The organism is Acidianus infernus, from assembly GCF_009729545.1.
Taxonomy (GTDB): Archaea; Thermoproteota; Thermoprotei_A; order Sulfolobales; family Sulfolobaceae; genus Acidianus; species Acidianus infernus.
Window position 1 is genome coordinate 1,542,872 of record NZ_WFIY01000004.1, and the last position, 21,976, is coordinate 1,564,847.

The 21,976-nt window shown below is 35.0% G+C and carries 19 protein-coding genes, 1 tRNA gene and 3 pseudogenes; 14 read left to right on the forward strand and 9 right to left on the reverse strand.

Going from position 1 to position 21,976, the window contains the following annotated elements:
- Window positions 1–54 precede the first annotated feature (54 nt).
- Complete coding sequence (locus D1867_RS08930) at window positions 55–603, reverse strand: rubrerythrin (RefSeq protein ID WP_155863827.1); 549 nt, start codon at window positions 601–603, stop codon at window positions 55–57.
- A 711-nt stretch (window positions 604–1,314) separates the two neighbouring features.
- Between D1867_RS08930 and D1867_RS08935 the strand changes: the two genes are divergently transcribed.
- Window positions 1,315–2,817: an NAD(P)H-hydrate dehydratase gene (locus D1867_RS08935; protein ID WP_155863828.1), complete on the forward strand. Its 1,503-nt coding sequence runs from the start codon at window positions 1,315–1,317 to the stop codon at window positions 2,815–2,817.
- Here the strand turns inward: D1867_RS08935 and D1867_RS08940 are convergent.
- Window positions 2,814–3,257 carry a peroxiredoxin gene (locus D1867_RS08940; RefSeq protein WP_155863829.1) on the reverse strand — a complete coding sequence of 148 codons (444 nt, stop codon included), beginning with the start codon at window positions 3,255–3,257 and terminating at the stop codon, window positions 2,814–2,816. The two genes, D1867_RS08935 and D1867_RS08940, sit on opposite strands and share 4 nt — an antisense overlap.
- A 56-nt stretch (window positions 3,258–3,313) precedes the next feature.
- Here D1867_RS08940 and ppcA point away from each other — a divergent pair, with 56 nt between their 5' ends.
- The gene (ppcA, locus tag D1867_RS08945) at window positions 3,314–4,843 is read left to right on the forward strand and encodes a phosphoenolpyruvate carboxylase (RefSeq protein ID WP_155863830.1); all 1,530 of its coding nucleotides are present in this window, start codon (window positions 3,314–3,316) and stop codon (window positions 4,841–4,843) included.
- Here the strand turns inward: ppcA and D1867_RS08950 are convergent.
- The gene (locus D1867_RS08950; RefSeq protein WP_155863831.1) at window positions 4,832–6,013 is read right to left on the reverse strand and encodes an amidase; all 1,182 of its coding nucleotides are present in this window, start codon (window positions 6,011–6,013) and stop codon (window positions 4,832–4,834) included. The two genes, ppcA and D1867_RS08950, sit on opposite strands and share 12 nt — an antisense overlap.
- Window positions 6,014–6,036: 23 nt before the next feature.
- The gene (locus D1867_RS08955; RefSeq protein WP_338078019.1) at window positions 6,037–6,471 is read right to left on the reverse strand and encodes a hypothetical protein; all 435 of its coding nucleotides are present in this window, start codon (window positions 6,469–6,471) and stop codon (window positions 6,037–6,039) included.
- 77 nt (window positions 6,472–6,548) lie between these two features.
- On the opposite strand from D1867_RS08955, the gene D1867_RS08960 reads away from it, so the two are divergent.
- The 7 genes and pseudogenes from D1867_RS08960 to D1867_RS08985 form a co-directional block, all read left to right on the forward strand.
- The gene (locus D1867_RS08960) at window positions 6,549–7,550 is read left to right on the forward strand and encodes an acryloyl-coenzyme A reductase (protein ID WP_155863832.1); all 1,002 of its coding nucleotides are present in this window, start codon (window positions 6,549–6,551) and stop codon (window positions 7,548–7,550) included.
- A gap of 31 nt (window positions 7,551–7,581) precedes the next feature.
- Window positions 7,582–8,190, forward strand: coding sequence for a hypothetical protein (locus D1867_RS08965; RefSeq protein ID WP_155863833.1), 609 nt, complete (start codon window positions 7,582–7,584; stop codon window positions 8,188–8,190).
- On the forward strand, window positions 8,187–8,672 hold the full coding sequence (locus D1867_RS08970) for a hypothetical protein (protein ID WP_155863834.1): 486 nt from the start codon (window positions 8,187–8,189) through the stop codon (window positions 8,670–8,672). Before D1867_RS08965 ends, D1867_RS08970 begins: the two co-directional genes overlap by 4 nt.
- A 921-nt stretch (window positions 8,673–9,593) precedes the next feature.
- On the forward strand, window positions 9,594–9,824 hold the full coding sequence (locus tag D1867_RS08975; RefSeq protein WP_162309165.1) for a hypothetical protein: 231 nt from the start codon (window positions 9,594–9,596) through the stop codon (window positions 9,822–9,824).
- 626 nt (window positions 9,825–10,450) lie between these two features.
- Complete coding sequence (locus D1867_RS08980) at window positions 10,451–11,344, forward strand: DUF973 family protein (RefSeq protein ID WP_155863836.1); 894 nt, start codon at window positions 10,451–10,453, stop codon at window positions 11,342–11,344.
- Window positions 11,345–11,585: 241 nt separating this feature from the next.
- A pseudogene (locus tag D1867_RS12475) lies at window positions 11,586–11,761 on the forward strand (RNA-guided endonuclease TnpB family protein); the annotation flags it as partial.
- Window positions 11,758–11,919, forward strand: a pseudogene (locus D1867_RS08985) (putative integrase); the annotation flags it as partial. The pseudogenes D1867_RS12475 and D1867_RS08985, both read left to right, overlap by 4 nt.
- A 33-nt stretch (window positions 11,920–11,952) precedes the next feature.
- On the opposite strand, the gene D1867_RS08990 reads toward D1867_RS08985, so the two are convergent.
- Window positions 11,953–12,044, reverse strand: a tRNA-Glu gene (locus D1867_RS08990).
- A gap of 220 nt (window positions 12,045–12,264) precedes the next feature.
- Here D1867_RS08990 and D1867_RS08995 point away from each other — a divergent pair.
- From D1867_RS08995 to D1867_RS09005, 3 genes and pseudogenes are all read left to right on the forward strand, one after another.
- Window positions 12,265–12,500 (forward strand): annotated as a pseudogene (locus D1867_RS08995) (zinc ribbon domain-containing protein); the annotation flags it as partial.
- Window positions 12,501–12,549: 49 nt separating this feature from the next.
- The gene (locus D1867_RS09000; RefSeq protein ID WP_155863837.1) at window positions 12,550–12,777 is read left to right on the forward strand and encodes a hypothetical protein; all 228 of its coding nucleotides are present in this window, start codon (window positions 12,550–12,552) and stop codon (window positions 12,775–12,777) included.
- A gap of 32 nt (window positions 12,778–12,809) precedes the next feature.
- On the forward strand, window positions 12,810–13,199 hold the full coding sequence (locus D1867_RS09005; RefSeq protein WP_155863838.1) for a CBS domain-containing protein: 390 nt from the start codon (window positions 12,810–12,812) through the stop codon (window positions 13,197–13,199).
- Here the strand turns inward: D1867_RS09005 and D1867_RS09010 are convergent, their stop codons facing one another.
- Window positions 13,200–14,288 (reverse strand): zinc-binding dehydrogenase, encoded by a 1,089-nt coding sequence (locus D1867_RS09010; RefSeq protein WP_155863839.1) that lies wholly within the window; start codon window positions 14,286–14,288, stop codon window positions 13,200–13,202.
- Window positions 14,289–14,346: 58 nt separating this feature from the next.
- Between D1867_RS09010 and D1867_RS09015 the strand changes: the two genes are divergently transcribed.
- On the forward strand, window positions 14,347–15,513 hold the full coding sequence (locus tag D1867_RS09015) for a 3-hydroxyacyl-CoA dehydrogenase (protein ID WP_155863840.1): 1,167 nt from the start codon (window positions 14,347–14,349) through the stop codon (window positions 15,511–15,513).
- 31 nt (window positions 15,514–15,544) lie between these two features.
- Window positions 15,545–16,960, forward strand: a complete 1,416-nt coding sequence (locus D1867_RS09020; RefSeq protein WP_155863841.1) for an acyl-CoA synthetase family protein — start codon at window positions 15,545–15,547, stop codon at window positions 16,958–16,960.
- 46 nt (window positions 16,961–17,006) lie between these two features.
- Here the strand turns inward: D1867_RS09020 and D1867_RS09025 are convergent, their stop codons facing one another.
- Genes D1867_RS09025 through D1867_RS09035 form a run of 3 tightly spaced genes read right to left on the reverse strand, consistent with a single transcriptional unit; the run spans window position 17,007 to window position 21,944 of the window.
- A complete protein-coding gene (locus D1867_RS09025) occupies window positions 17,007–18,842 on the reverse strand; it encodes an amylo-alpha-1,6-glucosidase (RefSeq protein WP_155863842.1) in 1,836 nt (611 codons plus the stop codon).
- Window positions 18,829–20,694: a glycoside hydrolase family 15 protein gene (locus D1867_RS09030; protein ID WP_155863843.1), complete on the reverse strand. Its 1,866-nt coding sequence runs from the start codon at window positions 20,692–20,694 to the stop codon at window positions 18,829–18,831. Before D1867_RS09030 ends, D1867_RS09025 begins: the two co-directional genes overlap by 14 nt.
- 5 nt (window positions 20,695–20,699) lie before the next feature.
- Window positions 20,700–21,944 (reverse strand): nucleotidyltransferase family protein, encoded by a 1,245-nt coding sequence (locus D1867_RS09035; protein WP_155863844.1) that lies wholly within the window; start codon window positions 21,942–21,944, stop codon window positions 20,700–20,702.
- Window positions 21,945–21,976: the final 32 nt, after the last annotated feature.

Consider the following 21,976-nt stretch of genomic DNA (forward strand, 5'->3'; position numbering starts at 1 on the left):
TTACATATATAAACTATACGAAGTAGAAAAAGGTAATACAAAAAATTAAAAAGCTTATAAGGCTTTTGCGACTTTCTTTGCTGTTTCTGCTATTTGCTTCTCTTGTTCAGCATATGCACAGAGCATTGCTTCTATGTCCGCATGTCCTTCTTCTTTTGCTTTCATAGCAACATCATTGTACTCTGAAACGTGCTCCATATCTTCCTCTCTTGCAAAGTCGCTTAACAATGCTAATACCTTTGCTGTACTCTCAGCTATATCTTTCTCTTGTTCAGCATACGAGCATAACATCTTTTCTACATCTAGATGTCCTTCTTCTTTTGCTTTCATCGCAACGTTATCATATTCTGCTACATGTTCTTGATCTTCTTCCTTTACAAATTCTCCAAGAAGTTTTGTTACGTCTGCATTCTGTAATAATTTTTCAAATATACCCATTGCGTGTCCATACTCTACTCTTGCTTTTTCTCTTAGTAATTTAGCTTCTTCTTTTCTTCCTAACGCCTCTAATTTATCTGCCAAAAATGTTAGAGTTAAATAGTCTTCCGCGTTTGCCTTAAATAGTTCCTTTAATCCCATTTCGGTCTCCTTTCCAAGAGCCATTTAGGATCACTGAAATAATATAAAAGAAGAAGGTTATAAACTTTAATTAAAATGCCTAAATAATACAGCTAACATAATATTACATACTTGCAACTAGCTTGAAAGAAAGAGGTAACGTTAATTAGTATGAAATAAAGTATTTAAATGATAATGATGATTGACTTCAATGCTGAATAGTGAAGAAGTAACCCGAAACTGAAAGTTAATTTTCCAGATGCACGCTGAGACGAGAGTTTTACCTACTTCTTTTTGAAGTTAAGCAGGAAAGTAATTTATATCCTTGTTTTTGAAGATTATTTTGGTAAGGAAGACTGAGGTTCAGGTGGTGATGCGCCCTCTCTCTCACCTTAAATCTTTCATATTGTTATAAATTCTCTTATCTTCTATGAATGATATATTATTATATCAGGGTTATTTTTGTAAAAATATTTTGAGTCTACCGCGAATGGTGAGGCTTTTCGCCCCTTATAGAAAGTTTAAATATTTGTTTATCTATTTTTCTTCTAGTGACGTTAATGACGCTCCTCCCCAGCTCAATGGGACTGTGGGAGGGGCAACCATCATCTCCTTTCTTTAAGGGGCTAGACATTATGAATGAAAGTCTTCGCACAACCTTTTCTAATGGGGAGTCTCTGAGCCACCCGAATCGATGGTGGGAACGACGAGCCGCTTTGAAAGGGAACCTTTCAAGGTAAGGAGGAAGTCAGATTCATGATAACAACTAAAAGGATGAAGGCATTAGAGATAAACTCGGAGGCATTAGGGGTTCCTACTTTATTATTAATGGAAAACGCAGGCAGAAGCGTAAAGGATGAAATTATAAAAAAACTAGGTAATGTTAAAGGCAAAACTGTTTACGTTTTTGTTGGTCATGGGGGTAAAGGTGGGGACGGTTTAGTTGCAGCAAGGCATTTAGCTGCTGAAGGAGCTAAAGTAACTGTAATTCTACTGGGAGAAAATAAGCATAAAGACGCATTACTTAATTTAGCCGCAGTTCAAGAAATGGATTATTCGATTAACATAATTACAGTAAAAGATCCGGAGGAACTTAAACCAGTAGAAGGAGATATTCTAATAGACGCACTGCTGGGTACTGGATTTTCAGGAAAGCCTCGAGAACCATTTAGAACCGCAATTAAAGTCTTTAACCAGAGTAAAGGCTTTAAGGTTTCGATAGATGTGCCTTCTGGAGTCGATAGTGATACGGGCGAAACGCCTGGAGATTACGTAGTTCCTGATTTAGTAGTTACATTTCACGATATGAAGGCAGGCTTATCAAAGTTTAATTTTGAGATAAAAGTTGAAAATATAGGAATTCCTCCAGAAGCTGAAATATATGTAGGGCCCGGAGATCTTATGGTTAATATAAAGAAGAGAGAAATGAAAAGTAGGAAAGGTGCAGGTGGTAGAGTATTAATAATAGGTGGTAGTAAAACTTTTAGCGGTGCACCTGCACTAGCAGGGTTAGCTGCATTAAGGACAGGAGCTGACTTAGTTTACATAGCTTCTCCTGGGCAAACCGCATATACGATAGCCTCATATTCTCCAGATTTAATAGCGATAAAGTTGAATGGAGAAAATATTAACCCTGGTAATTTAGAGGAGTTAAAACCATGGATAGAAAAGTCCAATGCTATAGTTATAGGCCCGGGAATGGGCTTAGCAGAGGAAACAGTTGAAGCTTCAAAGGAAATCGTTACTTACTTAAAGGAAATAAATAAGCCCGTTGTTATTGATGCCGATGCATTAAAATCCATAAAAGGATTTACTCTTTATCCCTTTGCAGTAATTACACCCCATGCAGGAGAGTTTAAAATATTCTTTGGTTACGACGTAAAAGATAATCCTAGAGAGAGAATTTCCCAAGTAATTGATAGCGCAAAGAGAGCTAATTGTGTAGTATTATTAAAAGGTTACTTTGATGTAATCTCCGATGGTGAAAGATTTAGATTAAACAAGACCGGCAATCCCGGAATGACAGTAGGAGGAACAGGCGACACTCTTACTGGGATTGTTGCTACATTAATGGCGCAAGGCTTATCTCCATTTGACTCTGCCTCCATAGGAGCATTTATAAATGGATTAGCAGGTTCATTAGCTTATGCTAAGTACGGAAATCATATAACTCCTAGTGATTTAGTAAATGAAATTCCTGAAGTAATAAATAATCCGTTGGAATCTTTTAAGAAAAAACCATATGTTAGAGTCATTTAACTTTTTATTGCTTCTAAAGCTTTATCGGCGTGTTCTTCAGCTTTTTTAAGATTCTTAAAAACGTGAGTTATTTTACCATTCTCGTCAATAACAAAGGTAACTCTTTGAGCACTAGTTCCTTTTTCATTTAAGACCCCATAAGAATTTATGATTTTCTTTTCTTTATCTCCTATAAGAGGGAATTTTGCCCCATATTTTTCAGCAAATTTTTTAACAGAAGAAAGGCTATCAGCGCTAACTCCTATAACTTCTGCATTCAATTTTACTATTTCGTCATATAGTTGTACGAATCTTTGTAACTCTCTTGTGCATCCTGCGGTGAAGGCTTTAGGATAGAAGTAAAGGATAACTTTTTTCTTTCCTTTATAATCAGATAATTTAATCTTACCTAAAGTGGACTCTGCTTCAAAATCTGGTGCCTCTTGACCTACGTCTAGCATGGTATACTAATTTCTAAGCAATATTTAAAAGCCTTAACTTAGATAATACCCTCCAAATGAGAAAGATCCCTAAAACTATGTCTACACAACATCCAGATAATGCGAGAGTTCCAGAATGGGCAAAAAGTGAAGTAATAGAAGGGGATGACGAAGTGGTAGAAGCTTATTATTCTTATATGAATTTAGGAATTCACGAAGTAATGTGGGACGCTGAAGGAAAGGACGTCGATACTCACGTTGTGAGAAAATTACTTTCGTTGTATACTGAATATTTTAAAGAGAATATAATAGGCCAGGACGTATTCTTAACTTATAGACTACCAAATCCAAGAATCGAAGGTGCAGAAAGAAAAGTTTTCGCTGAGACTATGGAAAGTATTCCAGTAGCGTATGATCTAGCTGAGAAATTCTATGGTAAAAAAGTAATTCCAGTATTTGAGGTAATTTTACCTTTTACTACCAATTACCAAGAGTTAGTTTCTGTTGCAAAATATTATGAAAAAGCCGTTGCTGGAGAAGAAGATATTGAACTATTTGAAGGAATTTACGTAAGGGATCTTGTAGGCGAAATATATCCGAAAAGAGTAGAAGTTATTCCTTTAATTGAAGACAAGGACTCTTTATTAAGAATAAGGGAAATAGTAGGCGGGTATTATAAAGTAATAAAGCCAAGTTACATGAGAGTTTTCATAGCCAGATCAGATCCGGCAATGAATTATGGAATGCTGACTGCAGTACTTTTGGCAAAATTTGCGATAAGTGCATTATATAAAATGAAAAATGAGTTAGGAATAGAAATATTCCCTATAATAGGAGTAGGATCCCTACCTTTCAGAGGCCATCTTAGTCCTAAGAATTATGAGAATGCATTAAAAGAATATAAGGGAGTTTATACTTTTACAATCCAGTCAGCTTTTAAATATGACTATGACGAGAAAGAAGTCAAAGAGGCCGTTCAGAAAATTAATGAGAACAAAGTAGAAGAGCCTAGAGTATTTGATGAACACGAAGAGGGTTTATTGAAGAAAATTGTTGAGAATTATGTATCTTCTTATCAGCCTATAATAGAAGCTCTTGCACCAGCAATAAATTTTATCGCACTTAATTTGCCCAGAAGGAGAGCTAGAAAGTTGCACATAAGCTTATTTGGCTATGCCAGAAGTACTGGAAAAGTAACATTACCTAGAGCAATTAGTTTTGTTGGTGCAATGTACACTTTAGGTATTCCACCAGAAATAATTGGATTATCTTCGCTTTCAAAGTTATCAGAGGAAGAATGGGATTTCTTAAAAGAGAATTATATAATGTTTAATCATGACCTTAATGAGAGTGGAAAGTATGTTAATCTCGATGCTCTAGAATATTTAAAGGAAATATGGAACATAGATAACGAAGTTATTAACAAAATAAAAGAGGACGTAAAGTATGCTGAAAGTATTGGAATAAAAATTGGAGGTAATGATTACGAGTCTAAAAAACACGTATTATTATCTTCTTTAGCCTTACTTGCTTGTAAGGAAAAGAAGTACGATGAAATGAAAGAGTACATAAAAGAAATGGCATTAATAAGAAAGTCACTCGGTTAATTCAAGAATTTTTTCTGCAATATCTAATACTACTCCGTCTTCATAAGGTAAACCGCTTACCATTAATCCTATAGGTAAGTCATTTACTTTAGTGACTGGTAATGAAATAGAAGGTGCATTTACAAGATTGAATAGTTCTGTGTTAGATACCAAAAGTTTTCTATATTCTTTTTCTCTTCCGACTACCTCTGAAATCTTTGGTGCAGGAATTTTTGTAGTAGGAGAAATTATCGCATCTACATTGTCAAAAGCTCTAACATATTCCTCGAAAATTACTCTCCTTGCCCTTAATGCGTCAATATAATCTATTGCTCTAATTTGCAAACCTTGCATTAATAGTTCCTTAACATCTGGGAAATACATCCCTGGAGTTGACTCTATCCAATCCCTATGATACGAAGAACCTTCCGCAAGGGCTATTGTTCCCCTTACATTGCTTCCGAATCCTTCTAAAAAATTTAACCTAATATCAATTAAATCGAAGTACGAAGAGAGTTTATTCAATATACTTTTTAGAGAATTTGATGCAGGGTCATCCTTAAATAAGAATACTCCTAACCTAGGCCTAGTCCTTACCTTGGATACCAGGACACGTTTATTTTCTGGAGGTATTACGGAATCTAAAACCCTTCTTAAAGTGGGAATATCCCTAGTTATAAATCCTATTGTATCTAAAGTCCAACTAAACGGAATAACTCCGTCTATAGGTATAATTCCAGTGGTCGGTTTAAATCCAATTACTCCACATAGCGAAGCAGGAATTCTTATAGACCCTCCAGTATCTGTTCCTACGCCAACGTCTACCATTTTTAGTGCTACAGCTACTGCAGAACCTCCACTAGATCCCCCACTTATTCTTTCAGGATCATAGGGGTTTCTAGCAGGTCCAGCAATAGACGAAGTATTCGTTGCACCTATCGCAAATTCGTGAGTATTTGTTTTACCTACTATTGTTCCTCCTTCTTCCAGGATTTTATCTACTATCCACGCGTTCCTATTAGGTATGTAATCTTTTAGGATTTTTGACCCAGCAGTAGTTTTAATCCCTTTAGTTAGTATAATATCTTTTATTCCAAAGGTTAATCCTTTAAGCTTTCCCTTATCCCTTCCTTTTATTTCAGCTATTGTTATAAATGCGTTGTATTTTGAATTTAATTCTTCTAACCTCATCTTCACTCACGTAAATAAGTGGTTCAGGTAGCTTTGTAGAAAGAATGTCTTCTAAGCTCATTTAAAACACTCTCTATTATGCCATCAATTTCACTCTCATTTATACCTTTTTCTTTACTCACTTTTTCCTTTATTATACGTTCTACAACCGAATAATTCTTATATGTCTCATTAAGTTTTTTCCAATCTATACCCTTAAGTGCTTCAGAAATCCTTTTATCAAAAGGCAATTTACCTTCAAGCATTAAAACTGCAATGATAGGATAACCTATATAATTCCTAAACTTAGTTCCATTATCGTCACTAAATACCTTCTCCCCTTCAACCTTTACGGTATATTTCCTATCCCCCTCCGAGGAAGTAACAATGTAGTGATCGTTAACCTTAGTAATTCTTCCATCAGCTATTGCGCCTAAAGCTTCCAAAACCTTTATCCTAGGAGGTAATTTTAGTTTCACGAATTAAATTACGTTACTAAGTATAAAAAATGCTTCCTTCATCATAATTTTTAAGCAATATAAACATGTTTAAACTAATGAAGGCAGTTGTTGTTATAGGTCACAAACAAGGATATAAAGTACAAGAGGTTCCAGATCCAAAGCCTGCAGATGACGAAGTTATAATAAAAGTAGATAGAGCAGCGTTATGTTACAGAGATCTATTACAACTCCAAGGATATTACCCAAGAATGAAATACCCAGTAATATTAGGTCACGAAGTTGTAGGCACAATAATACAAAAAGGTAAGAAAGTTGAAGGGTTTGAGGAAGGAGATAAGGTAGTCTCTTTACTTTACGCCCCTGACGGAACTTGCGAGTATTGTAGACAAGGAGAAGAAGCTTATTGTCATTCTAGGTTAGGATACTCTGAAGAGTTGGACGGATTTTTTGCAGAATATGCAAAAATAAAAGTTACAAGCCTAGTAAAGGTTCCTAAAGGTACTCCAGACGAAGGAGCAGTTTTAGTCCCTTGCGTTACGGGAATGATTTACAGAGGTCTAATGAGGGCACATTTAAAGCCTGGAGAAACTGTGCTAGTTACTGGAGCCAGTGGAGGAGTAGGAATTCATGCAGTACAAGTTGCAAAAGCTTTAGGAGCCAAAGTAATAGGCGTTACTACTTCAGAAGAAAAAGCGCCTTTTATTAAAAAATTTGCAGATCATGTAATAGTAGGTAAAAAATTTGCTGAAGAAGCAAAGAAAATTTCAGATGTTCACGTTGTAATAGACACTGTGGGAACTCCAACCTTTGATGAAAGCTTAAAATCGTTATGGATGGGTGGAAGAATAGTACAAATAGGTAATGTAGACCCTTCTCAAGCTTATCAACTTAGATTAGGTTACGTAATACTTAAAGATATTCAAATAATAGGCCATGCTAGTGCGACTAAAAAAGATGTAGAAGGTGCGTTAAAACTTACTGCAGAAGGTAAAATTCAACCAATAATTGCTGGAACTGTTGGAATAGATGAGATAGATAAAGGGTATGAACTATTGAAGGATAAGAATAAGATAGGTAAGGTGCTATTAAAACCCTAAATTTTTATTTTAATGAGTAAGAAATATCAATGTGAAAGTAAAACTTACTTGGATTTACATACCTTCAGACTTACTTCCTCATGACGAAAAAGATGACGATAACGATATGGAAGTTATAGCTGATGGAATATTGGAAGAATTTGAAAAAGGAGAAAAGGAAGAATTAGAAATTGACGAGAAGATCTTAATTCCTGCATCTATTTTATCTTCAAGGATAATTGAAGATTTACCCTCTAATTTGTCATACTTTTTAGGTAGGTGGGGAGGGAAGTACTATTCTGGGGATATTTCTGGAGCATTAGGAGAAATAATAATTTACACTATCCTGGAAGAAAAGTTTGGGGTAAAATTACTTGATATTTTACCATTGAGGGAAGTAAAATTCATGGGAATGATAACTGACACTTTTATTCATGTAGGGAAGTATGGTAAATTAAAGGAGTTTCTAGGCGACAAGGATGGAAAATCGTTACTTTTTGTTAACGTTAGATCCTCAGTAAAATTTGATAAAGCGATAGTTAGGAAAAATATTATTAGAGATTTAATAACTTCAGAGAGTTTAAGATATCCAGATAACTACTCATTACTTTCTTACGTTTTTGGAGACGGAAATATAATGATGGTGGTGGTTAGGCCTTGAATTGCGAGGATGAATTAAAAGAAGCGATGATTTTAGCCTGGATAGGTGATAGGGAAGGAGTTAACGAAATTACAAAAGAATGCGTAAAGGAATTATCGCCATATAGATCAGCAATAAAAGACATTATGAAGATAAAAGAGGAAGTTAACAGAGAATTTGAAATCCCCAAAAAATTGAGGGAAAAAAGAATTACTTACGAAGATCTCCTAGGATTAGCCTTGCTCAGATTAGCAAGAAAAATTTCACTTACATCAGATTTGAATCCTAAAAATGATGGGAAAATAAAATATACAATAATAGACCTAGGGAATAAGAAAATATTAAGAGGATATTGTAAGGAATGCAAAGGTTTCCATTACACAATACTAAAAGACAACATAGGGTTTGCAGTAGAATATGACCAAATTATTTATGCAGAATTTTTGCAAGGAGATGAGAAAAGTGTTATGGATGTAATAAAAACGGAAATAATAAACAAATAATGACTTTCTTAATTTCTTGACTATTAAAGTTTGTCAATTTTCTTCTTCTTTATTTTCTCTAGCAATTCCTTCTCTTCCTCATTTAACGAGATAGCAGTAATTATATCTATTTCAGATTTTATTAATTCCCCTAGCACAATTATTACATCTTTTCTACTATGAAGATGACTTATATCCTCATCTAATCCATTATAAGCATATTTATGAATTACAATAAATGGAGGTTAAGGGAAGGGGATGGATAGCCCAAGACGTTAATGACGCCATCCCTCAGCTCGAGTGAGGGGCAACCAGCGTGAAAGTCCCCTCAAATGGTTCTCTAGACTCGAATTGATGGTAGGAACTATGAACCCCTTGGAAGGGAACCTTTACAGGGCGGGAGGAAGTCAGTCTAAGGATCCTATAGCAAGAAATGCTTTAGAATTTCTTTCTGTATTAAAAAAGATAATGATATTCCTAAAGGAATTGATCCCGTAGACTACGCCGTAATTCTTGATGCTTTCGTAACTTTTTCAACGTTTTTAGAAAAAGAAAAGGAGATAAGAAAAATCTTAGATGAAGTTAAACAACGACTGTTCTCATTAACGAAAGTGACTCATTAGTATTCTTTCTCGTCACAAAAAGTATGAACTTATATATTTTAATAGGAGCGTTAATTTCGATTTTTATAGGTATTATTCCTCTTTTCCCGCAAAGAGAGCTTGTTAGATTGTTTATGTTTTCCAAACGATTTTTAGTTTCTCTCATAATCTCTTATCTAATCTTTCGATTTAATGTAAAATTAGTGCTCCGGCCGGTATTTGAACCCGGGACCACAGACGATGAAGGCACTTGTTGATTTATTACAGGAGTTTGTAGAGATCCTTAGAGGGCTTGAAACCGATGTTTACTCTCGCTTAATCCTTATAACAATAATTGGTAATGATTATAATAATAATGAAGTGCAATTTACTTGATAAACTAATGATAGTAACGTTGATGACTATAATTACAACTACCTACCCTCATTTACTACGTAACAACGGTGAGCGGTTATATTTAGTTTATGAGTGGTTTAAGACAAGGTATTTAAAGGCGTGGACTTTAGATACTCTAACTGGGATACCAATATTCTTCTTACCTTTGATCCCTTACAATACAAACTCAGAATGAGTGGCATGAGATTTCCCGTAACTTTTGCACCTTTTGTATTTTCCCTAATCGTTATTGCATTATTTGGCAGGGGTATTTATTATAACCTAGTTTGTATGTTCACTCACATATGGTCTGATATGTTCTATAAGCGATTTTCAGCCAAGAAAAAACAAAATAACTTTTGGGACTAGTTAAGGTGGATTTTTCCTCGTACCAATGAACGGCGTATTTCATCTTTTCCTGATGATAGGTTAGGGAGGATAATGCTTCCTTAGACTTTCAGATATGTTTACCTATACATATGGTGGTTCTTTTACTTTTTAACTTCAATTTTTGGAATATATCCATAGGTAAGGCTGGTGTGGTTTCAGCGCTTTCACTGGAATATTTAACAAAAGGTGATATGTAGGACCAAAGACGTTAACACTTGCAAAAAGTGCGTCAGCAAGGAATGTGATATTTCTTGCCCAGCCAAGATACCTATATTTAGTAACTATATCTTGAAAAAATTTACTCTAATAGGATAAGTTGTATTGAATTTGTTGAGCATATTGATGCATCTAATAATGCTGAAATTGTTAAATTCTAACTATACTGAAAAAGAGAGAAAAGTTTTTATAAATGAGTGACTAAACTATAATTCGATGTCGCTTCAAAATTCAGAAATGGAAGGTATAAAAAATTTAAGGAGTGGTTCCCTTTTTTTGATAATTTCCGTGTTATTAGCTTCAATAGGAGTTATAATCGCTATTACTGGAGGTTTATTCGGTTTTGTGTTTTCACTTGGTACGCTTAGCGCTGTCGGAGCAGTCAGCAGTATATTTGGCACTCTAATAGGAATTGTTGTATTGGTATTACTTAGCGCTATTATTGGGCTAATAGGTATACTTAGAATAAAGAGTGGGTTCAGTATCTTGAAAAGCTTAGGTAGAGATGTAGGAATAGGTGGGACCGGAACTACCATCTATCTAGTGGGACTAATTATTGCCATTATTGGAGCATTTCTTTCAATCATATTGATAGGACTCCCAATATTAGTTTTAGCAGAATTCTTAATTCTGATTGGTGGGATACTAATTGGTGTAGGGTTTTACAGGGTTGGTGAGATATACAATGAAGGATTAGTTAAGATTGGTGGGATTTTAATAATAATACCCGTTGGTCTTCTTAATTTCATCGGATTTATTTTGGCATATATAGGTCTAGGTAAAGTAAAACCGTTAGCAACTGCTACACAGCAATCTTTTGGTCCCCAAGTTTATCAGGTTGGTCAAGGGACTATAAAGAATAATGGCTATGCTTACATTACGTTATATTCATCAACCCCAGCTAGCATTGTATCTGCGAGAATTGAGGGTGTGAATATAATGCCGATTTCAATAAGTCCTACTGTATTGCAAATTGGTAACAATGAGGTAACAATGTTCTTTGGAAATTTACAATCATTAAGTCCAAATAGTCCTTACATTATAACATTTACGATAAACATTGGAGGGAATATAATTAACATATCCACAACAGCTATTTACCAACCATAATTTAATAAGTGATTAATATTTCTTTCTTTTTTATTTTTACATAAAGAATTTCTGATGCAAATCCCTTTAACCAATCTCTTTCAATTGGAGAAAGCTTATTATTAAATCACTACATTAATTATTATGGCCATGAGACTCTGACTTCCTCTCCGCCCTGGAATGGTGAGGCTTGTCGTTTATTTGCCACCAAAAACAAAAATAAGGACTTAGAGTCTAATCTTCTCTATTTTAGCTACGGGTCTCTTCCGTCTCTTGTCCTAAGTGTGGTAAGAAGATGACTGAGATTGATTGTAGGTACTTTCACCGCCTCTCGTGTGTTATGGGAACGACCGTGATGTTATTGCTATCATGAATTTAAATGGGCCTCTGACCCTCTCGACTGCCCCTCAGATGAGAGATGTAAGCCCGAATCGATGAGGGGAACCCCCATAGGGCGGGGAGGAAGTCGGGTGAATTCTAATTTCTATATTAAAGAGATTAAAGGCAAGTATTATGTTTACATTATAGAGAAGGATAATGAAGGGAAGCAGAGGCATCATTATGTTGGTCCTTTAGATAAGATAATTGAGAATTACGTAAATCGGGGGTCTGGGGGTATCCCCCCAGAGTGCTCCGGCCGGGATTTGAACCCGGGTCACAGGCTCGAAAGGCCTGCATACTCTCGGCGCGCTTAGGCTTGACCGGGCTATACTACCGGAGCGAGATATAATTAGTAAGCTGAAATATTTAAAACTTTCTTACTTGTGCCTAGGTTAAATTTTTGGTTATAGGATATAAACTTTATGTCCACTCGAAGCGAATTATTAATCCAAGATAGGACTGATAATGGCAAATTTAAGCTAGGGGACTTTTATACAATTATAATCAATAGTGAAAAGATATGCTGATGAAAGAAATTTACTATCTAATAAAGGATAGAACGTTATTGGATAGAGTGGCAAGCTAAGAAGCACGGAATGAATGTGGAGTATGTTAACCCCAGGTACTCTTCCGTTTCTTGTCCTAAGTGTGGCAAGAAGATGGTTGAGATTACTCTAGACACTTTCACTGCACCTTGTGTGGTTATGGGAACGATCGTGATGTTATTGCGATCATGAATTTAAATGGGCCTCTGACCCTCTCCGAATCGATGAGGGGAACCCCCATAAGGCGGTGAGGAAGTCAGTTTCGCTTATGTCCCTTTTTTATTTTTTTATCTTCAATACATGCAGAAGTTAAACATTAGTTTATTAGATGCAATAGAAAGGGTCAGAAAATTAAAAGAAAACTACGAAGTTTTTCCTTTTATTGCAGGCAAAGTTGTGTCTTTCATGATTAAGTCTCCCTCTGGCCTAGAGGAAATAACGTTTGTTGAAAGAGGTGAAGAAGGAGTTGACGTTTTTTATACGTCAGAGAAAGTATTTAAGGAGGTTATGGGTGAAAACAACCAGTAACTCTTTTTTACTTCTGTTCGAGAATTTAATGGATGTCAATCAAAGAATTAATTACTAGACCTCCTGTTACTATTTCTTCTTCTGCTTCTCTTAAGGACTGTGCAAAGTTGATGAGGAGAGAAAACGTAGGCTCTTTGCTAGTTGTTGATGGAGATACTCCTAGAGGAATAATAACAGAGAGAGATATAATACAAGCAATAGCCGATGATTATCCTTTAGAAACTCCAGCAAGTAAGGTTATGTCGACTAATCTAATTACTGCAGACGCAAGTACTGAAGTGGGAGATGCTGCTCTTTTAATGACTAATAATAAAATAAGGCATTTAGTAGTTACTGAAGGCGGAAAAATAATTGGCGTAATATCTTTAAGGGACGTTGCTCGTTCTCTAGGTTTAATAACTACTGATGCTAGCTTTTGGTGACTAATCTGGAATTATTAAACTTCTAATTGCCTCTCCTTGGTTAAGTAATTTTACTGCTTCATTTATTTCTTCTAATTTGAACCTTCCTGTTACTAGTTTAGATGGGTCATATTTACCAAGTCTCACTAGATCCAGAAGTCTAGGCATGTCTATTCTTGGCCTTCCTCCGTAGTTTCCTATTATTGTTATTCCGTTTCTAACAATTGATGCAACTCTGAAAGGTATCATCGCATTAACTGGAGGTAAACCAACTAATACTACTCTCCCTCCTATTCTTACGGAATCCATTGCTATCTTTATGGTTTCTTCATTTCCGCCTGCCTCTATTACTACATCTGCTCCTCCGTTAGTTAATTCTTTTATTGCTTTTGTTGGGTCAGTCTCCTTTGAGTTAATTACGTCTGTTGCTCCTAATTCTATTGCTCTATCTAATTTCCATTTTTTAGTACCTACTGCTATTATTCTTCCTGCTCCGCTTGCCTTAAGCAGTTGAATTACTGATAATCCTACTCCTCCAACTCCTATTACTGCAACTGATTCTCCCGGCTCTATTTTTGCTGAGTTTACTGCTCCATAACCAGTAAGGCCTGCACAACCTAGTACTGCAATTTTCTCTAAATCGACTTCTGGTGGAACTACAGTTAGTGCGTTTTCTCCTACAACCGCATATTCGGCAAATCCTCCACCTAAGAAAGTCCTAACTTCCTTTCCGTCAAGTCTTACCCTAGTAGTGCCGTCCATCATTGTGCCCTTTAACCTTACTGCGGAGAACGTTTCGCATAAGTTTTCATGGCCAGAAATGCAATTTCTGCATTTTCCGCATGGGTGTATAAATGCTGAAACTACTCTATCTCCGGGTTTAACCCTAGTAACGCCTGGGCCTACTTCTTCAACTATTCCCGCAATCTCGTGGCCGGCAATCACAGGAGGAGGTACTGGAGTTTTTCCTTCAAATACGTTGACATCTGAATGGCACATCCCTGTAGCTACAATTTTGACTTTGACTTCTCCTTCTTTGGGAGATTGAATTTGTAGATTATCTTCAATTTTTAAAGGTTCATTATATTTATACAGAACAGCTCCTTTCATGGTATAAATTATTTAATGGAATTTAAACCTTATAAACTTCTCTGTAATTAGTAAAGTCATGAAATTTGCTGTAGTTGGATCTGGAACTATGGGTCATGGAATAGCTGAAGTTTTAGCAATATATGGGCACCAAGTTAAATTAATTGATATTTCTTGGGATATATTAAATAGAGCTAAGCAAAGAATGGAGGAGTCTTTAAGAAAATTTTATGAAAAAGGTACCGTTAAGGAAGATCCATCAGTAATCCTTTCTAGAATTGAAATGTCAACTTCTTATGACGTTGCAAAGGATATAGATTTTGCTATTGAAGCTGTTCCAGAAATCCTAGACTTAAAGAGGAAAGTTTTTCAAAGTTTGGACGAAATAGCTCCTAAGGAAGCAATACTTGCTACTAATACTAGCTCAATACCAATTTCTGAAATCGCAGAATTCACTTCAAGAAAAGATAAGGTTATAGGAATGCACTTTTTTAATCCTCCTCAAATAATGAAATTAGTTGAAGTAATTCCGTCTAAATATACTTCAGAGGATACGGCAAATAAAACTGTAGAGTTGGCAAGAAGCTTGGGAAAAGTTCCTGTAAAGCTTAGGATAGAAGTTCCTGGCTTTATAGGCAATAGAATATTCCTTAGACTTATGCAGGAAGCTTGTAGAGAAGTTGAAAGTGGAGAGGCTAGTATAGAAGAAGTAGATAGTTGTGCTAGGAATAAAATAGGTCTTCCCATGGGTATCTTTGAGCTTTCAGATTACGTTGGGCTGGATATAGATGTAGATCTTTGGGAAAACATAGTAAAAAGAGGTACTTCTGATGTGCCATGTAAATTATTTAAGGAGAAGGTTGCGAGAAAAGAGCTAGGAGTTAAGTCTGGTAAAGGATTTTACGAGTATCCTGGTAATAAATATTTAAAGGTAAAGCTACCTGCTACGTCAAAAGTGGATCCAGCTAGATTGCTCTCTCTAGCAGTTAATGAAGCAGCTTGGCTTGTTGAAAATAATATAGTTAAGCCTAGCGAAGTTGATGACGTAATGAAGTATGGATATAATTTTCCTAAAGGTTTATTAGAAATTGCAGACGAATTGGGTATTGATAACATCTTGAAGAATTTGGAGGATATATATAACAAGGGTTATTCTGCATATAAACCTCAAGGTTTGCTAATAAGGATGGTTAAAGAAGGTAAGATAGGTAAAAAATCTGGGGAAGGATTCTACAAATATGCTTAAATTTTTTAAATAGTATAAGTAGGTGAGAGAAATGAGTTTAGTTCTCCAGGAATACGAAGCTATACACAAGGAGTTAAGAGATGAGGGATTTATTAGAACTGACTATATTCATTCAGATAAGTTATGGAACCCGAAAATAATGACAATGAAAAGAGAAGATTTAGAGAAATTAAAAACTTTTAGATTAAAAAGGATAGTTAAATGGGCTTGGGATCATTCAGAATTTTATAGGAAATTCTGGAAGTCAAAGGGCTTTGAGCCGGACATGATAAAAGATTGGAGGGATGTAGTTAAAATTCCGATTCTGAGAAAAGACGAGTTAAGGAAGGATTTGCAGTCTAATCCTCCTTTCGGTACAATCATGGTTCCGGAACTTGCTAGAAGAATAAGGTTTGTAGGTGCAACGTCGGGTTCAACTGGAATGCCTACTTTTCAAGGTTGGGGTGCATTAGAGTTAGATTATTTTGAAGAAGGCCAAGCAAGGTATTTGTGGACCTTCGCAGATGTAAAACCAACTACAGTTTATGCCAATTATCTAAATATGAGCGGTTTCTATAGTTGGGGCCCTCCGTTAGTAGAAACAGCAATGTGGAGATGTGGTGCTACAGCCATTGCTGGAGGCGGTGAGACATATTTTAGTTGGAAGAATAGGCATAATCTAATATTTAAATTGTGGAAAGTCGACGTTTTAGCAACTACTCCGTGGCTTCATAGATTAATAGGAGAAGAAGCTGTGAAAGAAGGTTGGGAAACGCCTTTTAAGGTTTTATTGCTTCACGGTGGAGCAGCTGCAGAAAATACTAAGAAGAAACTTTTCGCTGTTCATCCTAACGCTAGGCTTGCCATAAGCGTTTGGGGAACAACAGATGGCCATATGGCGATAGAAGTTCCTAACTTACCGGGGCAGTTAGTAGTCTGGGAAGACATGGAAATATTTGATATAGTAGATCCTAAGACTGACGAACCTGCTGCAGAAGGGGAAAGAGGAGAATTAATAGCCACTTTACTTAATCATTTCACAATGCCTTTAATAAGGTACAGCTTAGGAGATTACGTTAAGAACGAATTCTTAACTGATCCTGATCCTACTTATGGTATAACTCACATGAGGTTTGCGGAGCCAATACCCGGAAGAGTAGAGTGGATGTTTAAGGTTAAGGGCAAGCTACTGTTACCAATTTATGTTGAGGATGCGGTAAACGAAATTCCAGATACTACTGGTATGTTCAATATCTTTGTCTATGATAATGAGATGGATAAGCTTAAGATAAGGATAGAGACTACTAGAAATCCTGATAGAAAATACGACGAAGAAGCTAGGCAAAAATTGGCTGAAAGAATTGGCTTAGATAAGGACGACGTAGAAATTGAATGGGTAAAGCCTGGAGAAACTATATGGACTGGTTACAAATTGCAAGTATTCGTAGATCAACGTAAGAAAAAATAGATTTTTTCTTGTAGATCTAAGAGTATAAAGGATCTGCATTTTTCACTTAAGATGAGATTATATTATTTAATGACCTAAATACTTCCGCTACACTCCATGCTTGGGCTATGCATCCACCCCATTTATACGGCGGTATATCTTCAAAGAGTTCAGGGATATATCCATTATTTTCCATAGCAACGTTAATTAATGGCTGTAAATAATTTATTAACTTCTTGATTCCTATTATATTTCCTCTTTCTAATTTTATCTTTGCATCTATATATGAGCCTATTAGCCATGGCCATATTGGTCCATTATGATAAGCAAGATCTCTACTTCTTCTATCTCCTCTATAGAATGGAATGTATTTTTTGTCACTCTTAGATAACGTACTTAAGCCGTAAGGCCTTAAGAGTTCTTTCTCTACTGTATTTACTATTCTTTTTCCTATGTTTTCATCTACTACATTAAATGGTAGTGAAAATGCGAATAACTGATTTGGTCTTATAGAGGTGTCTGGAGTTAAATCTGGATTTAAATAATCATATAATCCCCAAGGAGATACAAATTTTTCTATAAATTGAGCCTTAACTTTTTCTGCTTTTATCTCAAATTCATCCGTATTCATTTTTAATTCTTTAGATAGAAAATTCATAATTTTTAGTGCATTATACCATAAAGCGTTAATTTCTACGGCTGCACCTTCTCTAGGCGTAACTACTGTTGTGTCGAATTCTGCATCCATCCAGGTTCTAGGCGAGCCCGTATGAAAGAGTAAGCCGTTAATCGTTTCCACTATTCCGTTACCTTTCCAATACCAATCTACAATTTCTATTAGTTTTGGAAATATCTTTCTTATGAAATCTAAATCTCGAGAGTATAAATAGTATTTATAAATAGCATATATTGCCCATAGTGAAACGTCTACTCCTTTATAAATTGGTTCTCCGTTATGTAGGAAACCGTTAGGTAAGAAGCCCTTTTCTTCATATTCTAAATACCTAGATATTATATCCTTAGCTATGCTGTATTCGCCGTTAAGTAAAACTAAGCCTTCCATTGAGATGAAGGAATCTCTTCCCCACTCGTCGAACCAATGGTAACCAGCTATTATTGCCCAGCCGTCTTTTCCTTTAACTACAAAATCTCTTCCTGCGGAGGATAACATTTGAAGTACGTCTTTTCTTAAATGAATTTTTGTGGATTTTACGAAGCTATCTACATAAGCCGTTATGGTGATTTCGTTATTTTTAGTAATTATACAGAATGGATTATACAGATCCTCAAGGTAATTGGATCCTCTTTCATAATCTAGTTTATAAAAGAAGTTATAATACCAGTAACCTGTATTTTCTATATTAAATTCTCCTTCTATTTTAAAATTTAGAATTTTATTATCATTTAGGGTGATGACAATTGTGTTTCCTTGTGTTTGAAAGTCAAAGAATCCTGGTCTTTCCTTTAACGCTACGTGGTGGCTTCTATATGTTATTAAAGGACAGATCTTAAATAATCCTTTATCGCTCTCATAAGTTATTGTAACCGAATTAGTTCCTTTATTCACAACAAGAGTTTTCCTAACTAAAGAATTTTCAAAGTTATACTCCCAAACTACAAAGTTTGAGCCTAATATGAATCTATTAAGAAATTTATACCCTTCTGGATAGTATACTTGGAAATTATACCTGTTTGTGGAAATAGGGTATTCAATCCCGTTTTGAATGTAAAAATCTTCAAATTTTGAAAGAACCAGATGTCTGAAGTGAGGAGGATTTTTAGGAACTATTAAATATCCGTGATAAGTTCTAGAGTTAATTCCACAAATAGTTGATGAAGAATAGCCTCCAGTGCCAGTGGGTATTATCCATTCTCTATCTTCGCATTCCTCAGGGCTTATCATACTCTTTTTTCTTTATGCTTTCATATTTATTTAAAGCAATTATATACTCAGCATGAGACCATACTAGAGGAATTACTGATACTGACTCGAAAGTTTCTGGATCTACCTGCTCTGGTAAAAGTCCTGATTTTGTTGCCCTATTGATTACCCAGTTTATTAATTTTTCTGCCTCTGATATTTTACCAATATCTATATAATATTCTGCTAGCCATAAAGTAGTTATTATCCAAGGATTTGGTAGTTGCTTTCTACGTTGATAATAATCGTTTTCGTATCTTATTATTCCATCGCTTACATTCAATTTTTGTGCTATTAACTCCATGGTATTCCGTACAATCTCATCAGCCGGATCGAACATACCGAAGAAGTATGGGGCATACATACTTGCGTCTATAGTTAGATCCTTATTCCCGTTCTCATCTATTCTTCTAATAAACCTACCATTATAAACCATGCGTTTTTTAACTTCATCTTTTAGTGTTTTTGCCACTTCTATGGAGTCCTCTGCTAATGTTTCATCTCCCATTCCTTCAGCTAATATAGATCCCTTAGTTAGTGCCCCATATACTGTAGCTACAGTATAGATATGTATTCCGTATCTCTCTTCCCACAAATCAAAGGAGTACTTAGGTAAACCGTCTTCCATGAAGTCCATAATAAACTGAAGTCCAGGCTTTACGAATTTTTTATAAATTTCACTTAATTCGTCTAAATCTTTATATCTTTCATAATGACTTCCTATTGCCCAAATTTCTAATGCAGTTTCATCTTCTTGAATTGGGTAAATTCCTTTTCCTCTATATATCCAAGGATGCCAAGAACTGGCTAATGTTTTATTCGGGTTGTATTTATGGTAAAGAAAACCTTCTGGGCTAACTAAATCTTTTATGAAATTAAAATGTCTAACAGCTAATTCCCCATAGCCTGCGATATCTAAAGCGTAAGCAGCATATGCACAGTCTCTAGGCCAGCAATATTGATAAGAATCTCCATAAAGATTTACGAATGAGAAATCTGAAGATGCGATGAAAGAACCATTAATATCCATGTGATTCTTAATTACAAAGAGACTTACATTGTATAATTTATTTAAGGAATTTCTTTCTTTACTACCTTTATTAACCCAGCTCTTCCAAAACATGTAAGTTGTAACGAAATTGGATTCTATCTCTGCAGTGTTTAATCGTGTAAGTTTTTTCCTTAAGTCATCTAGGTTTCTATCCGCAGTTATTACATAATATATTTTAGAAGAAGATGAAGAATTAACTTTTATTTCCATACCTATAGACGATTGTACATTTCCGTGGGCTATGGGATTTTGATCTAATTTTCCGTCATAAATGTCGTCTAAGGGATTTCCTTTTGTTGTATTATATTCAACGTCAAATGATCCAGCGGAAAGTAATTTTATTCCAATATATCTCTTAGATTTATAGTGTATTATTGAGGAAGTATATGGGTCAAAGAACGCAGTGTCTCCAAAAGGGTTTGAATAAATATTAAAATCATGAGTGAAAAATATTTTTATTCTTTTATTTTCTCCGCTATTATTTAGAATTTTCATTATTAAATAGTATGTTGGAGAATCTGGGTCAATGAATGCAAAGGACGAAACACTTAGCCAATCCTTTTTTGACTCAATTTGTATTATATTACTATCATCTAAATAACTTAACGATGTAATTAAGTCAGTATCAAGGATTACTTTATTGTCAACCCAAAAGGAATACCTAATTGGGGTACCGGCGGTCTGATTTTCCATTCCAATATAAGGAAAATAGAAATCTACTATTCTACCAAACTCGTCCAGATTTACTAATAATCTTCCATTGCCTATACTCGCATATCTCATTTATCTCACGTTAGTATTGTATCATGAAGTTTACTCCCAGAGTTTATAACTCTGTGGGGGTAAATTCTAGAGTTAACTATTTCAGAGTTTTCTCCTATAGTAACGTCATCTGCTATTACGCTATTTATTATTTTAACTCCGTCTTTGATTTCTACATGTCTACCTATTATTGAATTCTGTATCTCAACGTTATTTCCTAAATAAACTCTATCCATTATTGAGCTTTTTACAATTTTTACATTATTCTTAACTATAGTAAAGTTATCTATTACTGAGTTCTCTATATAGATACCATTACCTATCTGGCAATGTCTACCTATTAAAGCGTTACCCTCAACTTTTATTTTTCCTTTCTTATATTTTGAAATTATTATATTCCTTCTCCTTATTGAATCTGGAGAAGTCCCTTGGACAAAGATTCTTTTATTTTCATCTATTCTTTTGCCTCCTATTTCACTATCCGGTAACGTTGCCAATAAAGTTTGCATTGCATCTAAATATCTATCTGGAGTACCTACGTCAAACCAGATATCTTCTGTTATGTATCCGTAAACTGGATAATCGTGATCTATTAAGTAAGGTATAATATCCTTTCCGAAATCCATCTTACCCTCTTCTCTCATTCTTATCACGTCTTCGCTTTCAAATACTTTTTTAATATCAGGTGAAAGAACATAGATTCCAGTGTTAATTAGATTTGACGGTGCTTCCTCCTTTTTAGGCTTCTCTACAAATCTCTTTATTCTAAGGTCTTTATCTACATCTGCTACTCCAAATTCCTCTACATTATTCCATTTCTTTAATACAATTGTCATCATAGCTTTTTTCTCTAAATGATAATTAATTAATTTCTTTACATCTAACCTAAAAATATTGTCCCCTTGAATTATTAATGTAATATCATTTATTCTATAGTATTCCATATTAATCCTTACACTATCTGCGTTTCCAACACTGTCAACTCTTGGCTGATATTTAAAGTGTACTCTTGGTTTTATTTTATATCTAGCCGAAAAACCTATTCCCTCCTTGAACGTATCAAATAAAGATCTATAATTTACGTAACCCCTAACACCAAATATGAATTCTTTTATACCTTGTTTTGCCAATTCGTAGAGAGAAAATTCTATTAAAGGTCTGTTAAGTAATCTTACTGTTGCCTTTGAAGTTTCTATAGTTAAAGGTCTTAATCTTGTTGCTTCGCCGCCTATTGGAATAATTACTTTAACATCTTCAATCTTCCATTCCATATAATTTTTATTATGTGTACCATATAAGAATT

What these genes read in the sequence shown, in the direction of transcription:
- D1867_RS09010 (WP_155863839.1), bottom strand. Translation starts at nt 14,288, where the DNA reads ATGAAAGGAGCTGTTCTGTATAAATATAATGAACCTTTAAAAATTGAA.
- D1867_RS08960 (WP_155863832.1), top strand. Translation starts at nt 6,549, where the DNA reads ATGAAGGCAGTTGTTGTTATAGGTCACAAACAAGGATATAAAGTACAA.
- D1867_RS08940 (WP_155863829.1), bottom strand. Translation starts at nt 3,257, where the DNA reads ATGCTAGACGTAGGTCAAGAGGCACCAGATTTTGAAGCAGAGTCCACT.
- D1867_RS08980 (WP_155863836.1), top strand. Translation starts at nt 10,451, where the DNA reads ATGTCGCTTCAAAATTCAGAAATGGAAGGTATAAAAAATTTAAGGAGT.
- D1867_RS08975 (WP_162309165.1), top strand. Translation starts at nt 9,594, where the DNA reads ATGATTATAATAATAATGAAGTGCAATTTACTTGATAAACTAATGATA.
- D1867_RS08950 (WP_155863831.1), bottom strand. Translation starts at nt 6,013, where the DNA reads ATGAGGTTAGAAGAATTAAATTCAAAATACAACGCATTTATAACAATA.
- D1867_RS08935 (WP_155863828.1), top strand. Translation starts at nt 1,315, where the DNA reads ATGATAACAACTAAAAGGATGAAGGCATTAGAGATAAACTCGGAGGCA.
- D1867_RS09035 (WP_155863844.1), bottom strand. Translation starts at nt 21,944, where the DNA reads ATGGAATGGAAGATTGAAGATGTTAAAGTAATTATTCCAATAGGCGGC.
- D1867_RS09000 (WP_155863837.1), top strand. Translation starts at nt 12,550, where the DNA reads ATGCAGAAGTTAAACATTAGTTTATTAGATGCAATAGAAAGGGTCAGA.
- D1867_RS09030 (WP_155863843.1), bottom strand. Translation starts at nt 20,694, where the DNA reads ATGAGATATGCGAGTATAGGCAATGGAAGATTATTAGTAAATCTGGAC.
- D1867_RS09005 (WP_155863838.1), top strand. Translation starts at nt 12,810, where the DNA reads ATGTCAATCAAAGAATTAATTACTAGACCTCCTGTTACTATTTCTTCT.
- D1867_RS09025 (WP_155863842.1), bottom strand. Translation starts at nt 18,842, where the DNA reads ATGATAAGCCCTGAGGAATGCGAAGATAGAGAATGGATAATACCCACT.
- D1867_RS09020 (WP_155863841.1), top strand. Translation starts at nt 15,545, where the DNA reads ATGAGTTTAGTTCTCCAGGAATACGAAGCTATACACAAGGAGTTAAGA.
- D1867_RS08930 (WP_155863827.1), bottom strand. Translation starts at nt 603, where the DNA reads ATGGCTCTTGGAAAGGAGACCGAAATGGGATTAAAGGAACTATTTAAG.
- D1867_RS09015 (WP_155863840.1), top strand. Translation starts at nt 14,347, where the DNA reads ATGAAATTTGCTGTAGTTGGATCTGGAACTATGGGTCATGGAATAGCT.
- ppcA (WP_155863830.1), top strand. Translation starts at nt 3,314, where the DNA reads ATGAGAAAGATCCCTAAAACTATGTCTACACAACATCCAGATAATGCG.